We start from the raw sequence: 15,540 nt of genomic DNA on the forward strand, positions 1-15,540 counted from the left end.
CGTATCACCGTGCACGCTGCCACTCAGATCGGCACCGCATTCAACTTGCGGCGCAGGTAGTTGGTGAGCGCACGCCGCGGCGACTTGCCGCGCCACGATGCCCAGCACAGGTGCGAGCCGACCGCGATTTTGCCGCCACGATGGCCAAGCCCGAACCAGGTGCGGTCCGGATGGAAGGCGTCGCGTGGCGGGAACAGGATGTCGGCGAACTGCCCACCATGCGCGTTGTAGAAGCGCGTCAGCCCACGCGGGCCCGAAATCATCGGGATCTCGCGGTGATCCTGCAGCGTTTCCGGGGCATGCGCGGTAAAGATGTGCTCGATGAACGCGCGCCAGAACGGATGCCCGGGCTCGGAGCCAAACACGGCATTGCCGATCTTGAAGTCTTCCTGGCCCGGCGCACCTTCCTCGACGGGCAACACGCAATGCTGCGACAGCACCTGCGCATCGAGCGGTCGTAGTAGTTTGTAGTCGGTGTCGAAGTAGAAGCCGCCATGTGCGTGCATGTACGCGCACCGGGCGATGTCGGCTTTCATCACGCCGAAGCGGATCTGCTCGTAGCGCTGGGCAAACTCGGGAAACGCACGCCGCATCAGTTCTGCGTTATCGGCATCGTCCCAGACGTAACAGGTCCATCCAGGCAACAGGCGCTGCAGGCGATCGCAGATCCTGCGCTCTTCCCACAGCAGCTGCTTGGTGGGTGCGGTCAGGTGAATCAATTGGGGAATCATGGGGGCGACTCGGGCGGTGGGGGAACCGAGCCGCCACCGCAGTGCCGCATCGATTCGGCTACCTGGTCGCTGGCCCGGCCGTACCAACCGTAGTCGCACTATCGACGTGACATAAATCGCAGTACATGATGATCAACTGCAAGCTCATAGAAACAATCTATGCAAATGCGAAGTTTTGAAACAACGCATAAATACAGTCGAAATCCGGATTAAACCGCGTGCTGCCCTGTCATATTCAAGGCGGCGGTCGGGCACCTCGAAGAAGCTGGCAGCGGACACGCAACCACGTGCAGCTTGCAGATCGTCTGCGCACTGCTGCCCAGCCACCAGTAGCACGGTATTGCCGGGCAGGCTGTTGCCTGCCCTCGCTCATTCCCAGCATCGATCCGCACGCCCTTTGAGCGTTGCACTGCGCGGGCAATTGCGTGGCGCGATGCGTCCCGCCTCGCGTTCGATCAAGCGTTTGCTGCCGTCGCTGTCGCGTTGCAGTTCGAACGCGTCGTAGAGACGGCCGGTGGCCGTGCGCGATTCGTACACCAGATGCTGGCCGTCCAGACGCAGCACCTGATAGAGCTGGGTGTCTTCGCCCACCGGGCGCATGGTGGTGCGCGCCATGTCCGACAGGCGGTACTGCTTGGGCCCGGCGACCGAGACCACGAAGACCGGCGTCGCCTGCCCGGCCGCATCGCCGCGTCGGCCGTAGGTGTGGTCGTGGCCCTGCAACACCAGATCCACCTTGCGGCGTCGGATCACCGGCAGCACCTGTGCGACCAACTTTTCGTTTTCGCGATCGGCACGCGGCGAAAAGAATGGCTGGTGGATCAGCACGATCGACCAGGGATGCGGGTTGTCGGCCAGCACCTTGTCCAGCCACTGCGCCTGCGCGGGGCCGGTCCCCAGGTCCAGCGCCGAGGTGCCGTCGAGCACGGCAACGCGCACGCCCTGGTAGTCGAACCAGTAGCTGGTGCGCGCAGTGGCCGAAGGCCCGTTGCGCGGCAACGCAAAGGTCACCGGCCAATGACTGCCGAGCACGCGGGTTGCCTGCGGCGTGTCTTCGCCCTCTTCGTGATATTCGTGATTGCCCGGCGCCGGCGCCACTGCAGTGCCTTCCAGCAGCCAGCGCCCGGCCTCGAACCACTCGGCCCATTCGTTGTCGTCCTGGCCGTCCTTGCCGCTGACCAGGTCGCCGGCGAACAAGGCCAGCCGCGCGTCCGGCGCCGAGCGCCAGGCCTGACGGATCACCCGCGAGACCAGACTGAGATTCTTGTTCTGGGTATCGCCGAAATACAGCAAGGTCAGCGGCGTGGTGGCTGTGGCAGCCGTGCGGAAGTGATTCCACGCGCCCCAGGTCCCCTGCCCCTGCACGCGGTACGCATACATCGTGTCCGGCTGCAGCCCGTCGACATCGGCGCGATGGTGATGCGAACTGCCGTTTTCGCTGGCAAGCGTCAGCGTGCTCGCCCGAATGCGTCGTGGCGTGCCTACATCCGGCGAATCGCCGGCGACCACCAGTTCCAGCCACGGTCTGTCGACACTGGCATCGGTGCGCCAGGCCACCGCAAACCCTGTGGCCGCGTCCTGCGCCGGCGTGGCGACGATGCGGTCCGGGAAGCCATCGGCAACATAATGCGTCGAACCCGCCGGCACCTGCGTATTGGGTTCGGCAGCATGGTCGGCAGCCGAGGCGGGAACGCTTATGGTTGCGATCGCCGCAAGCAACGCAGAGACCGATCTGCGCGCGGCCATCATGGTGTGCACTCTTTCAGGCGCAATGTCCGCGCGATATCGCGCCAATCGAACGCGGCCACTGCCTGGTCGTCATGCAACGCATAGAACACGCCACCCGGAAAGCGCGTATCGCTGCGTTGATCCAGCCACACGCCATCGGTGTTGGCGGTCACACGGCCGGCAAAGGCGCCGACATGCGCCAGCGTCTTGCGATCGAAGACCTGGAACACGCTGCGGTCCTTGAACTGATCGGTGGCGATCCAGTAGCCGCTCCCGTCGCTGCATGCGAACAAGCTGATGCCCTCGGCCTGCGCCTTGAACAGCCCGGCGCCGACGTTGCGGCCGCGATACCGCCCGTCCATGCCGTAGTCGCGCAACTGCGTGCCCACGGCCACGTCTTCTTCGGCAATCATCAGCCGCGCATTGGCTTCATCGCCGAACACCGATTCGGCAATCCGTACCGCGCCCGCTTCGCTGGTGTCGCCAAAACTCTGCGTCAGTCGTGCCTGCCAGCCCTGCCCTGCAGCATCGAGCTGATAACGCCGAAAGCGCTGGCCAAGCTCGGCCAGCGGCGGCGGCAGATCCTTGTTGGCCGGCGACATGTAGTTGTCGCTGACCACCACCTCGTAGCCGCCCTCGTGCTTGCGCACCCACAGGCCGTAGGGCTCGCGCAATTGGTTCTGGCCAAACGCCGTCACCGGCGTCAGATCGGGCAAGGAGAAGACCTGCACGCGCCGGTTGTCGCGCTCCACCACGAACACCAGGTCATCGACCACCGAAATGCCGTTGGGGCGGTCGAGCTTGCCCAGGGCCTTGCCCTTGCCGCCGACCACGCGCAGCCGCTTGCCGCTGTCGCCGTCGAACACCACCAGCGCATGCGTGCCCTTGGCCGTGGCGATCACCCAACGGCGACCATCCGGCGCCATCCAGCTGGCCGGCGAATCCAGGTTGTCCGCTGGCGTCAGCGCGGTAATGAAGGCTTCCGGCACCACTTCGTGCGCTACCTTGGCCTTGCTGAGCAAGGGATCCTTCAGCAGCGCTTCGTCGGCTTCGCGGCCGGCCGGGGCACTGGCGCAACCGACCAATGCGGCGGCAGCGGACAGCAGCGTGATCTGCACGAAGGTGCGTGGTGCGATCACAGCGCCACCTTCAGGCCAAGCGCGTAGGTGCGGCCGTACTCTTCATTTTGCAGGGTGCGCGAGCGGATGCCCTGATACAGCTCCAACGGCTCGTCCAACAGGTTCTGCGCTTCCAGATACAGGCTGACGTGGCTGTTGAATTGATAGTTCATGCTGAAATCCAGCTGCGTGTGTGGGGCAACGTAGATATCGTACGCACGGCTCTGCCCGATGGTGTCCAGATATTGGCTGCGATACACCGCCGCCACGCGCGCACTGAACCCGTATTTTTCGTAGCCCAGGTGGCCGCTGTAGATGCGCTTGGACGAACGCGGCAGGGTGAAGTCGTCGCCGGCACGATTTTCCAGACCCGGATTGAAATCGCTGTCCAGCACCGTGGCGCTGGCACCAACCAGAAAACCATTCCAGCCCTCGGGCAGGAAGTCCAGGGTCTGCTGCCAATTGAATTCCGCACCGCGCACCTTTGCGGTGTCGCCATTGATCGAGCGTGTGACCTGCAGACCCGGAAATTCCGCATCGTTGGTGTTGATGGTCTGCACGATGTAGTCGTCGATCGACTTGTGGAACACGCCCAGCGAGATCACGCCGGTACTGCCGAGGTATTTTTCGAACGACAGGTCCAGGTTCTGCGAACGGTACGGATCGAGATCGGGGTTGCCCAGACTCACCTCGTTATCGCCACGGTTGATGCTCACGCGTGGCGACACATCGCCGAATGCCGGGCGCGACAAGGTCTTGTTGGCCGCAAAGCGCAGCACCCAATCGTTGCCACTGTCGTAACGCAGATGCAGGCCGGGCAGCACGTTGGTGTAGCTGCTGGAAGCCTCGCGTGGCGTCACCGTGGCGGTGCGGCCATTGGCTGCCACGTCCACCTGGTTGCCGGTGGCATCGAACTGGGTATTTTCCACGCGCACGCCGGCGATCATGCGCAGTGCGCCGATGTCCCAGGTGCCCATCGCATAGGTCGCGAAGACATCTTCGGTGGCCGTGTAATCGTCCTGCAGCGAGGTCTGCAGATTGCCGCCCACATCCTGCGGACGTGCACTGTACAGATCGCCGGAGGTGTTCCAGTAGCGGCGCATGCCGTCCGAGCCGATGCTCTGGCCCAAGGTGCCGCCACGGTGCTCGGGCGCGGCAGTGGTCCAGTCGCTCAGGTCGATGGCCGGCCCACGACGCAGCTCGTTTTCGTCCACGTTCACCCCGCGCTCGCGCCAGCGGCCGAGCACGCCCATCTTCAGGCTGGAATGCTCGCCGTCAAAGCGCACATTGATCTGTGCGCTGCGCTCGCTGTCGTCCACCTGCGTGGGCGCAATCACGAAGCGATCGAACACGAAATCATCGTTGCTCTGCCAGCCGTTGTCGGAGAAGCCCAGCTTCGGAATGCCACTGCGCTGATCCACCGTGGCCGCCAGATCGTCGCCGTCGTAATTGAAGCGCGCCTCCTTTTCATCGTTCACGCGCTCGCGGGTCTTGGTGTAGCCCAGCTTGTAATCCACGGTGGCGGCGCTCAGGCGGTTTTCGCCACCCACGCTCAACGCCATGGTGTCTTCCTTCTTGGTGCGGTAGCGCACGCGCTTGGAAATGCTGTCGGCTGGCAGGTCGTCCACGCGATAGGTGCCGTCGCCATTGGCACTGACCTCGCCATCGCTCAACCCGAAGATGGTGCGCTGACGCGTTTCGGCATCGTCGAAACGGCTGTAGAGCGTGCGCAGGTAGTAGCGGTTATCCGCGTCCGGGCGCCAGTCCAGATTGAGGTTCGCGCCCATGCGGGTGCGTTCGATGAAGTATTTGCGGCGTTGCACTTCGCCGGCGAACAGATCGTCGTCCGCGCCACCGTCAAAGGTGTCGTAGGCCACTTCGGTATTGTCCGATTCGAACTCGCGGTCCTGATAGTTCACGCCCACGGCCACCCCGAAGGTGCCATTGAAGATGTCGCTGTAGTTGAAGGCGCCCTTCGGGCTGGTCTTGCCCGACAGCGACTGGTGGCTGGCTTCGATGGAGCCGCGCAAGGTGCGTCCGTCGCGATCGAAGGCGGAGGTGGATTCCACCTGGATCGCGCCGCCGATGGAATCGCCCGGCATGTCCGGGGTCGGCGACTTGACCACCTTCAGGCGCTCGGTGGAATCGGAAGGAATCACGTCCAGCGGTGCCGAACGCGTGCCGTCTTCCGGCGTGCCCATGGTCATGCCGTCGATAGTGACGCTGTTGAGCGACGAATCCAGTCCGCGGATGACCACAAAGCGGCCTTCGCCCTGGTCGCGCGTCACGCTGACGCCGGGCAGGCGCTGCAAGGATTCTGCAACATTCTTGTCCGGGTAACGTCCCATCGCATCGGAGGCGACGGCGTCCTGGATGGCATCGGAGGCGCGTTTGAGATCGACTGCGCGCTCCTGCGCTTCCAGCTGCGGGCGCACCTCCAGCCGCTCCAGGTCGATTGCCGCAGCGCTGGCAGCGCCGCCCGTGGCCGCACCCTGGGCCGCGTGCGCCAGCGGACTCCACGTGGCCGCAGCCAACGTCAGCGTGATCGCCAGGCAGAGCGGAGTCTTGTTCAACACGGGTGCTTCCCCAATCGGTTAAGAATGGGTGGGCACACTATGTCTACGACGTTTCACTGACATGACATATGCATCAGCGATCACACCCGAAGTGTGGCGACACACCGCGCGGCTGCGGCACACTGTGCCCCTCTCCCGCCTGCCGCTGCCCATGAAAATCGTCGAAGTCCGCCACCCCCTCGTCCAGCACAAGATCGGCCTGCTGCGCGATGCCGCGTTGAGCACCAAGGGCTTCCGCGAACTGGTCACCGAACTGGGCACGCTGCTGGCTTACGAGGCCACCGCCAATCTGGATACCGAATCGCACACCCAGCCGGGCTGGGCCGGCCCGGTGACGGTGCAGCGCATTGCCGGCGCAAAGATCACCTTGGTACCGATCCTGCGCGCCGGTCTGGGCATGCTGCCCGGCGTACTGGCACTGATTCCTGCCGCACGCGTGAGTGTGGTCGGTCTGCAGCGCGATGAAGAAACCCTGCAACCGGTGCCCTATTTCGAACGCCTCACTGGCCGCCTGGAAGAACGCGACGCCCTGATCCTGGACCCGATGCTGGCCACCGGCGGCACCCTGATCGCCACCATCGACATGCTCAAGCGCGCCGGCGCACGGCGCATCAAAGGCATCTTTCTGGTCGCCGCGCCGGAAGGCCTGAAGGCGCTCGAAGCGGTGCACCCGGATGTCGAGGTCTATACCGCGGCCATCGACGAACACCTCAACGACAAGGGCTACATCCTGCCCGGCCTGGGCGATGCAGGCGACCGGATTTTTGGAACGCGGCTGGAATGAGTTTAAGCCCCTCTCCCGCCCGGGAGAGGGGTTGGGGTGAGGGTACGGCATGCCAGTGTTCTTGCTGCCGCCTACCCTCATCCAGCGCTACGCGCCAGCTTCTCCCGAAGGCAGAAGGAAATGCCGCAGCGCGTCCGACCTCGATCATGTTGCTGGCATGGCCAAAAGCGTCATTCAGAGCTGCTGGTGACCGAACCTTTGGTACGCAGGCAGCATGAATTGCAGCAGCTTAAGCCCCTCTCCTGCGGGAGAGGGGTTGGATGAGTGTACGGTGTATCAGTATTCCTGCCGACGCCGTACCCTCATCCGGCGCTGCGCGCCACCTTCTCCCGACGGGAAAAGGAACAGCCGCGGCATCGGCTTGATAGCGACGCTTTAGCGCGTCGACGCCTCGATCGCCGCGCTCACATACACCAGCGGCGCATTCCAGTTGATCGCCACCTCGTTGGTGGAGTAGCTGCAGAAGTTGTCCAGGTACGACAACGCCGGCCGTTTGGAGGGGTACGGCACCTTGCACTCCTTGGCATCCTGCTGCCCCGGCTGCGGGCCGCCGACCAGCCAACCCGGCACCGGCGCTTCGATCCCATCGGCCTCTGAGGGTCGGTGATGGATATGCATCGGGGTGCGTTTGCCTATCCCGGTCACGAACGACAGCCCCAGCGGATTGCGGCCCAGGATGTAGTCCAGCTGCGATTGCGCCGCATCCAGAAATTGCCGCTGCTGCGTCAGCCGGTAGCCCTGCAGCAGCATCATCGCGCGGTTGAGCACCCCTGCATTGCTGCCCCACACGAAATCGCTGTCGTTCATCGCCAGCCGCCATGCCGATGACTGCCAGGTGTCGGCCAACCGCTGTGCCAGCCCGGTGATCTCCCGTGCGATCCGCGCGCGATCGGCATGCGGCGTGAGTCGGTCGCGATGCGCGGCCAACGACATCCAGGCCAGCCCACCGACATTGCCCCATGAGGGCACAGTGGCCGGCACGTTGCGCGCGATCATCGCGTCGTAGAACCCATCCTCGCCGGTGGCGATGTACAACTCGGCCGCCGCCCAGGCGAATTCGTCATCCAGGTGTGCATCGTCGTAACCGCCGGTGCGTACGTCGCTGGGCTGTTGGTAGATCACGTCCGGATGCTGCTTCGCCCACGCCCACGCAGCCCGCGAGGCTTTCAACATGCGCGCCGACAGCCCCGGATACTGCTTTTCAAATGGCGCATATACGCGACTGGCGACGGCCATCACCGCAGCGAAGTCCAAGGTCGCGGCAGTGGTCTTCATCACCACGTAGCGTTGCTGCGTGGCCTGATCCGGCATCACCAAGCCATCGAACTGCTTGTCGGTGAGCTTGTGGTACACGCCGCCATCGGCCGGGTCCTGCATGGCGAGCATCCAGTCCAGATTCCACCAGGCCTCCTGCAGGATGCCGGGCACGCCGGGCGCATCGTCGGGAATGGTCAGCGGCTTGGACCTGAAGAACGCCGGATACTGCTCGTAGGCCGCCAGCAAGGTGTAGGTGCTGATGCCGGAATTGACGATGTACTTGTTGTAGTCGCCCGCGTCGTACCAGCCCTTGGGCGCGCTGATCACGCTATCGGTCGGACGCGTTGCAGACGCTGCGGACGGATGGATGCGCACCTGCGTATCCGGGTGCCCGGCCGCGCGCGCATAGCGCCCGGCGTAGCGTGCCGGCAGCGCGGTGCTGGCACGGTTGAAGTAGAACGCCTTCAACGCTGCATCGACCAGGGGCTGATAGGCATGCGCGTTGATGGCGAAGGTCTCCGATGCCGGCAGCCCGTCGACTTTCAACCGATAGGTTCCGACCGCACGCAGCCCGGAAAAATCCGCCACCCGCGCCTGCTGACCGGCCGGCGACCACATCGCGGCCGGCTGCAGGGTTCCCTGCAACACGCTGCGTCCCTGTGCATCTTCGACGGTGAAGCGGTCCGAACGGTTCGCGGTGCCCTGCGGCGGCAGCCCGACGATCGCCATTTTTGCCGAGCCCGGCAGATAGCCCAGCTGGTTGACGTGGATGGCGTCGCTGGCCGCCACGGCCTCCTGCCTGCCGGTTGTCTCTGCAGCGCAGGTGAGCACGGGCGAAACGATCATCAGGCTGGTGAGCAGAGTCTTGAAGATAGTCATGCCACGATGGTCGCCGCATTATCTTGCAGCGACAAGTCCAATGCCGGCATAGCCGATGCGTCAATCCGCATCGCTGCAGCAATGCGCCCCTTGCGCGGATTGCCCCGCACGCAGCCATGCCGCGCTCATCATCACCGCATGCCAGCAATCAAGCGCATGCTGGGCGGGCAGCAAACGCGCCAGCCCAGGCAACCACGGTCGCATTGCATCGATGGCGCTTGATTGAAACAACGAACAACGCCCGGCCGCCTTGCCGGCTACCGGGCGTCGACGCAATCGGATTCACGCCTCAGCGTGCCGTCGCGTCCAACTGCACTTGCGCCTTGCCCACCGGGTTGCGCGGGTCGCTGCCGCCGCTGAGCACGTTGCGGCGCTTGTCCCACTCCACCGTTTGCAGGTTGCCCCACACATGGCTGGAGCCACGGCCGCCTTCGGCGGTGTCGCCAGGCATTTTCAATGCATGCCCCATCGCTTGCAGGCCCTTGGCGGTCTGCGCCGAAAACGCGTCGGTCTCGGCGTCGATCACGTCCGGCAACCACTGGTGGTGATAGCGCGGCAGCGCACTGACCGCCTGCGCATCCAGGCCGGCGTCGTAGCCCAGGATCCCCAGCAGCACCATGGTGATGATGCGGCTGCCGCCCGGGGTGCCGAGCACGATCGCCTTGTCGGCCGATTCCATGAAGGTGGGCGTCATCGAACTGAGCATGCGCTTGCCCGGCTTGGGCGCGTTGGCGGCGTAGCCCATCACGCCGAACGCATTCGGAGTGCCCGGCTTGAGCGCGAAGTCGTCCATCTCGTTGTTGAGCAGCACGCCGGTGCCCTTGGGAATCAGGCCCGAGCCGTACAGCAGGTTCACCGTCTGGGTGGCGCCGACGCGGTTGCCTTCGCCATCGATGATGGAAAAGTGCGTGGTCTCGTCGTCTTCCAGCGGCGTGGGGTTGCCCGACAGCAGATCGCTGGGCGTGGCCTTGTCCGGGTTGATGGTGGCACGCAGGCCTTGCGCGTAGTCCTTGCTGGTCAGCACGCGCTGCGGCACGTCCACAAAGTCCGGGTCGCCCAGGAAGAAGGTGCGATCGCGGTAGGCGCGGCGCATCGACTCCACCACCAGATGGGTGCGATGCACGTCATCGAGCGTGTTCAAGTCCCAGCCTTCCAGGATCTGCAGCATCGCCGCCAGCGCAATACCACCAGACGACGGCGGCGGCGCAGTGGTGATCTTCCAGCCGCGGTAGTCGAACTGGATCGGCGCGCGCTCCTTGACCCGGTACCCGGCCAGCTCGGCCGCGCTCCACTGGCCGCCGGCCTGCTTCACGCCGGCCAGCAACTTCTTGGCGGTCTCGCCCTTGTAGAACCCGTCGAAGCCCTTGTCGCCGAGCAGCTGCAGCGTCTGCGCCAGTTCCGGCTGCTTGAAGGTGTCGCCTTCGGCAATGGGTTTGCCGCCGCGCAGATACACCTCGCGTGTACCGGGGTAACGCTCCATCACCTCGCGCCGCGAGGCATAGCCCTTGGCCATGCGCGCGTAGACAGGAAAACCCTCCGTCGCGATGCGGATCGAGGGTGCCAGCGACTGCTTCAGCGGCAGCCGGCCGTGTTTGGCAGCCAGCTCCACCAGCGCTGCGGGCAAGCCCGGGATGCCCGCCGACCACGGGCCATTGACCGAGCGGTCGCGGTCCAGCTCGCCTTTCTTGTCGAGAAACTGCGCTTCGGTGGCCGACGCGGGCGCGGTTTCGCGCGCGTCCAGCATCACGTCCTTGCCGGTCTTGGCATCGTGCAACAGGAAGAAACCGCCGCCGCCCAGCCCTGAGCTGATCGGCTCGACCACCGCCAGCGTGGACGACACCGCCACCGCGGCATCGAACGCATTCCCGCCTTCGCGCAGGATCTGCAGGCCGGCATCGGTGGCCAGCGCATGGCCGCTGGCGATCGCCGCGCCGGGCGGATGCGCGGCAACCGCTGCGGTGGTGGCCGTCGCCGGCTTGGCGGCATCGGCGCACCAGGCCGCTGGCGCCAGCACAAAGGCCAGCAGCAACACGCCGCGCGAAGAAAAACGTCGGGAAAAAGTGCTCACGGGGCGGGGGGCTCCTGATCGTACAGTTCGGGGTGATCGCGCTGCAATTGCATCAGCTTGGCCAGCAACTGGTCATGGGTTTCCGGAATGGCCGGATCCGGATCGATGCATTCGACCGGGCACACCACCACGCACTGCGCTTCGTCGAAATGGCCCACGCACTCGGTGCAACGTGCCGGATCGATGACGTAGATGGTTTCGCCCATCGAGATGGCGTGATTCGGGCACGCAGGCTCGCAGACGTCGCAGTTGACGCAGAGCTCGTTGATTTTCAGAGACATATCGGCACTACGATGCGACGCGACGCGACGCGCTGCAACCGCAGGCGCTGGAACGCAATGTGCTGCTGCAGCCGGGCGCCCATGGCGCGCAGCGGCAGGTAGATAGCGCCCTGGGCGCTGTCGGACACCGGCCTGGTGCGGCCGGCTCCGATGGAGTGCGAACTCGGCAGCATGGTGCATTCCCAGGCTGCGGCCGGATGCGCCCTCCCGCGCATCCGGCCTGCTACGGCATTACTTGGCTTCAACGAAGATGTATTCCGCGCCCTTGGGCTGGACGATGGTCTGCACGCGCGCGTTGTCGGCAGCATTGCCGATGAACAGCACGCGCACACCCTTCATCGAGTCCGGTGCCACGTCCTTGAACGCCGCATCGATCAGGTCGGCCATCTTGCTGGACGCCGACGAACCGAAGGCCAGCATGTTGCCCGGCTGCACGCCACGCGCGAGCGCGGTCTTGACGCTTTCCAGCTGACGCTCGTAGCTGCCGGCAAATTCGGCGTCCGACTCTGGCGGCAAGTAGTACAGGAACGGGCTGTTGGTGGTGGTGCCCAGGTTCTGGCCGACCACTTCCTGCAGGTACTTCTTCCAGCCGGCGTTGTCGTCCTTGGCCGGTGCGGTCAACGGGGCCGGTGCGGCGGCAGCGGTCGGTGCCGGCTCTTCTTTCTTGCAGGCGGTGACCGCCAGAGCGGCGATCGAAGCGAGCGCCAGAGCGCGCATGGTGTGTTTCATGAAACTCCTCCCTTTGAAATGCATGTGGTGATGTAACTGCAGATGATCAGGCCTGCGCGCGGGACTGGCGCACCTGCCGCAAGGCCTCGACAACCGATGCCGGCACGAAGCCGGACACATCCCCGCCCAGCCGCGCGATTTCGCGCACCAGCGAGGACGAGATGAAGCTGTATTGCTCGGCCGGGGTAAGAAACAGCGTTTCCACCTCCGGGATCAGATGGCGGTTCATGCTGGCCATCTGGAATTCGTATTCGAAGTCGGACACTGCCCGCAGGCCGCGCAGCAGCACGCCGGCACCCATCTCGCGCACGAAATGCGCCAGCAGGGTATCGAAGCCGCGCACTTCCACATTGGTATGCGCCGCCAGCGCTTCCTGGGCCAGCGCCACGCGGCGCTCCAGCGACAATGCCGGGCCCTTGGAGGGGCTATACGCCACACCCACCACCACGCGCTCGAACAACGGCGCGGCGCGATTCACCAGGTCGATATGCCCGTTGGTGATCGGGTCGAAGGTACCGGGATAGACGGCGGTGCGGCTGTTGGCAACGCTCATACGGAGACTACCGGGGTCGGATCGCTCTTCAGTGTAGCAGCGGCCCGGCGGTACAGCGCATAGCGCACCTCACGGGTGGCGCCCTCGCGGTGCAGATGCCAGCCGGCCGGCAGCAGCGGCGGCGCATCGGCGGGCGCTTCCAGGTACAGCCAGGCGTCGGCCGCCACATGCGCCGGCAGGTGCTCCAGCACTGCCGGCCACAGCCCGGCCGCGAATGGCGGGTCGACGAAGACGATATCAGCCAGCGCTGCGGGCGCACGCTCCAGCCAGCGCACCGCATCTTCCTGCAGCACCTGCACCTGCGTGGCGGCATCCAGCCGGGTCACGTGCTCGCGCAGCCGCTGCACCAGACCGGGGTCGCGTTCGATCAGGGTGGCATGCGCAGCGCCGCGCGACACCGCCTCCAGGCCCAGCGCGCCGGAGCCGGCGAACAGATCCAGCACGCGCGCGCCGGGCAGGCGCGGCATCAGCCAGTTGAACAGCGTTTCGCGCACGCGGTCGCTGCTGGGGCGCAGGCCGGGCAAGCTGGGCACCGCCAGCCGCGTATTGCGCCAGCGCCCGCCAACAATACGCACCTGGCCTTCCGCGCCACGCGAGGCCGGGCGCTGCAGGCGGCTCATCGCCCCGCACCTGGCGAGGGCGGGCGGGTGCAGCACGGCAGCAGCGCAGTTGGCGACATGGCTCAAGGCAGGACGAATGGCCGGCCATGATACCGCCGCCATCGCCGCAGCCGCCCTGCCCCGCGCCAGCCGCCGCGGGCGGCACATTCGCGCAGGCCCGCCTTGAAAAATCGGCAGAAGGCCGCATCCCCCAGGCCATCGGCCGCGTTGCGGCCTGGACCACCACGGAGCACGACCCCAATGACCGTTGAAACCGACAAGCAGACGCTCGGCTTCCAGACCGAGGTCAAGCAGCTGCTGCAGCTGATGATCCATTCGTTGTACTCGAACAAGGAAATCTTCCTGCGCGAGCTGGTCTCCAATGCCGCCGATGCCGCCGACAAGCTGCGCTTCGAAGCCTTGGTCAAGCCCGAGCTGCTGGAAGGCAGCGGCGAGCTGCGCATCCGCGTCGATTACGACAAGGACGCGCGCACTGTGACCATCGACGACAACGGCATCGGCATGAGCCGCGAGGAGGCGGTCTCGCACTTGGGCACGATCGCCAAGTCCGGCACTGCCGATTTCCTCAAGCACCTCAGCGGCGACCAGAAGAAGGATGCCAACCTGATCGGCCAGTTCGGCGTGGGCTTCTATAGCGCCTTCATCGTCGCCGACCAGGTGGACGTGTATTCGCGCCGCGCCGGCCTGCCGGCCAGCGAAGGCGTGCACTGGTCCTCGCGTGGCGAAGGCGAATTCGAGATCGCCAGCGTCGACAAGCCCGAGCGCGGCACCCGCATCGTGCTGCACCTGAAGGAAGGCGAAGAATCGTTCGCCGATGGCTGGACGCTGCGCGGCATCCTCAAGAAATACTCCGACCACATCGGCCTGCCGATCGAGATGCGCAAGGAGCATTACGGCGAAGCCGCCGACACGCCGGCAGAGCCCGAATGGGAAGCGGTCAACCGCGCCAGCGCGCTGTGGACGCGCCCCAAGTCCGAGATCAAGGACGAGGAGTATCAGGAGTTCTACAAGCACATCGCCCACGACGCGGGCAACCCGCTGGCCTGGAGCCATAACAAGGTCGAAGGCAAGCTGGAATACACCTCGCTGCTGTTCGTGCCCGGCCGTGCCCCGTTCGACCTGTACCACCGCGACTCGGCCAAGGGCCTGAAGCTGTATGTGCAGCGCGTTTTCATCATGGACCAGGCCGAGCAGTTCCTGCCGCTGTACCTGCGTTTCATCAAGGGCGTGGTGGATTCGTCGGACCTCTCGCTCAATGTCTCGCGCGAAATCCTGCAATCCGGCCCGGTGGTCGATTCGATGAAGTCGGCGCTGACCAAGCGCTCGCTGGACATGCTGGAAAAGCTGGCCAAGGACAAGCCGGACGACTACGCCACGTTCTGGCGCAACTTCGGCCAGGCATTGAAGGAAGGTCCGGCCGAGGATTACGCAAACCGCGAAAAGATCGCCGGCCTGCTGCGCTTCTCGTCCACGCACGACACCACCGGCGCACAAAGCGTTGGCCTGGCCGATTACGTGAGTCGTTTGGCTGAAGGCCAGGACAAGCTGTACTACCTCACCGGCGAAAGCTACGCGCAAATCAAGGACAGCCCGCATTTGGAGGTGTTCCGCAAGAAGGGCATCGAAGTGCTGCTGCTCACCGACCGCATCGACGAATGGCTGATGAGCTATCTCACCGAATTCGACGGCAAGTCGTTCGTGGACGTGGCGCGCGGCGACCTGGACCTGGGCAAGCTGGATTCGGAAGAAGACAAGAAGGCGCAGGAAGACCTCGCAAAATCCAAGGAAGGCCTGGCATCGCGCATCAAGGCCGCCCTCGGCGACGATGTGGCCGAAGTACGCGTCTCGCATCGCCTGACCGATTCCCCGGCGATCTTGGCCATCGGCCAGGGCGACCTGGGCCTGCAGATGCGTCAGCTGCTAGAAGCCAGCGGCCAGGCGGTGCCGGAAAGCAAGCCGGTGTTCGAGTTCAATCCCACCCACCCGCTGATCGAGAAACTCGACGCGGAACAGGATATGGATCGCTTCGGCGACCTGAGCCGCGTGTTGTTCGACCAAGCCGCATTGGCTGCAGGCGATAGCCTGAAGGATCCGGCTGGGTATGTGCGGCGGTTGAATAAGTTGTTGTTGGAGTTGTCGGCTTAGGACTTCTCAATTCCAAGGAATAAATATAAAAACCGGCCCAACGCCGGTTTTTATATAAGGGAATCAAATCA

Annotated in this window: 13 protein-coding genes; 2 read left to right on the forward strand and 11 right to left on the reverse strand. The window is 64.8% G+C overall.

Translation table 11 applies throughout. The features are described from left to right. Window positions 1-23 precede the first annotated feature (23 nt). The 4 genes from HLH45_RS17080 to HLH45_RS17095 all read right to left on the reverse strand — a co-directional run bounded on the left by HLH45_RS17080 (window position 24) and on the right by HLH45_RS17095 (window position 6,153). On the reverse strand, window positions 24-731 hold the full coding sequence (locus HLH45_RS17080; RefSeq protein WP_008574407.1) for a glycosyltransferase family 32 protein: 708 nt from the start codon (window positions 729-731) through the stop codon (window positions 24-26). Window positions 732-1,100: 369 nt separating this feature from the next. Further along, a complete protein-coding gene (locus HLH45_RS17085) occupies window positions 1,101-2,480 on the reverse strand; it encodes a purple acid phosphatase family protein (RefSeq protein WP_033478844.1) in 1,380 nt (459 codons plus the stop codon). Beyond that, window positions 2,477-3,598: a phytase gene (locus HLH45_RS17090; protein ID WP_008574403.1), complete on the reverse strand. Its 1,122-nt coding sequence runs from the start codon at window positions 3,596-3,598 to the stop codon at window positions 2,477-2,479. The genes HLH45_RS17085 and HLH45_RS17090 overlap by 4 nt, the downstream gene beginning before the upstream one ends. After that, window positions 3,595-6,153, reverse strand: a complete 2,559-nt coding sequence (locus HLH45_RS17095; protein ID WP_033478843.1) for a TonB-dependent receptor — start codon at window positions 6,151-6,153, stop codon at window positions 3,595-3,597. Before HLH45_RS17095 ends, HLH45_RS17090 begins: the two co-directional genes overlap by 4 nt. Before the next feature lie 151 nt (window positions 6,154-6,304). On the opposite strand from HLH45_RS17095, the gene upp reads away from it, so the two are divergent. After that, complete coding sequence (gene upp, locus HLH45_RS17100; RefSeq protein ID WP_008574400.1) at window positions 6,305-6,937, forward strand: uracil phosphoribosyltransferase; 633 nt, start codon at window positions 6,305-6,307, stop codon at window positions 6,935-6,937. A 375-nt stretch (window positions 6,938-7,312) separates the two neighbouring features. Here upp and HLH45_RS17105 read toward each other — a convergent pair whose 3' ends face one another. From HLH45_RS17105 to rsmD, 7 genes are all read right to left on the reverse strand, one after another. Further along, complete coding sequence (locus tag HLH45_RS17105; RefSeq protein ID WP_008574398.1) at window positions 7,313-9,073, reverse strand: glycoside hydrolase family 9 protein; 1,761 nt, start codon at window positions 9,071-9,073, stop codon at window positions 7,313-7,315. 289 nt (window positions 9,074-9,362) lie between these two features. Then, window positions 9,363-11,141, reverse strand: a complete 1,779-nt coding sequence (gene ggt, locus HLH45_RS17110; protein ID WP_033478840.1) for a gamma-glutamyltransferase — start codon at window positions 11,139-11,141, stop codon at window positions 9,363-9,365. After that, window positions 11,138-11,422, reverse strand: a complete 285-nt coding sequence (locus HLH45_RS17115; protein ID WP_033478838.1) for a YfhL family 4Fe-4S dicluster ferredoxin — start codon at window positions 11,420-11,422, stop codon at window positions 11,138-11,140. The genes ggt and HLH45_RS17115 overlap by 4 nt, the downstream gene beginning before the upstream one ends. Further along, window positions 11,413-11,595: a hypothetical protein gene (locus HLH45_RS17120; RefSeq protein ID WP_033478847.1), complete on the reverse strand. Its 183-nt coding sequence runs from the start codon at window positions 11,593-11,595 to the stop codon at window positions 11,413-11,415. The genes HLH45_RS17115 and HLH45_RS17120 overlap by 10 nt, the downstream gene beginning before the upstream one ends. Window positions 11,596-11,653: 58 nt before the next feature. After that, window positions 11,654-12,151: a hypothetical protein gene (locus HLH45_RS17125; RefSeq protein WP_005931897.1), complete on the reverse strand. Its 498-nt coding sequence runs from the start codon at window positions 12,149-12,151 to the stop codon at window positions 11,654-11,656. Between the two features lie 46 nt (window positions 12,152-12,197). Next, window positions 12,198-12,704 (reverse strand): pantetheine-phosphate adenylyltransferase, encoded by a 507-nt coding sequence (gene coaD / locus HLH45_RS17130; RefSeq protein WP_008574388.1) that lies wholly within the window; start codon window positions 12,702-12,704, stop codon window positions 12,198-12,200. After that, entirely contained in the window at window positions 12,701-13,390 is a 690-nt protein-coding gene (rsmD, locus tag HLH45_RS17135) for a 16S rRNA (guanine(966)-N(2))-methyltransferase RsmD (protein ID WP_031423154.1), read from the reverse strand. The genes coaD and rsmD overlap by 4 nt, the downstream gene beginning before the upstream one ends. Window positions 13,391-13,564: 174 nt before the next feature. Here rsmD and htpG point away from each other — a divergent pair, with 174 nt between their 5' ends. After that, on the forward strand, window positions 13,565-15,469 hold the full coding sequence (gene htpG / locus HLH45_RS17140) for a molecular chaperone HtpG (RefSeq protein ID WP_008574384.1): 1,905 nt from the start codon (window positions 13,565-13,567) through the stop codon (window positions 15,467-15,469). Window positions 15,470-15,540 lie beyond the last annotated feature (71 nt).

The organism is Xanthomonas euvesicatoria (assembly GCF_013112235.1).
Lineage (GTDB): Bacteria > Pseudomonadota > Gammaproteobacteria > Xanthomonadales > Xanthomonadaceae > Xanthomonas > Xanthomonas euvesicatoria.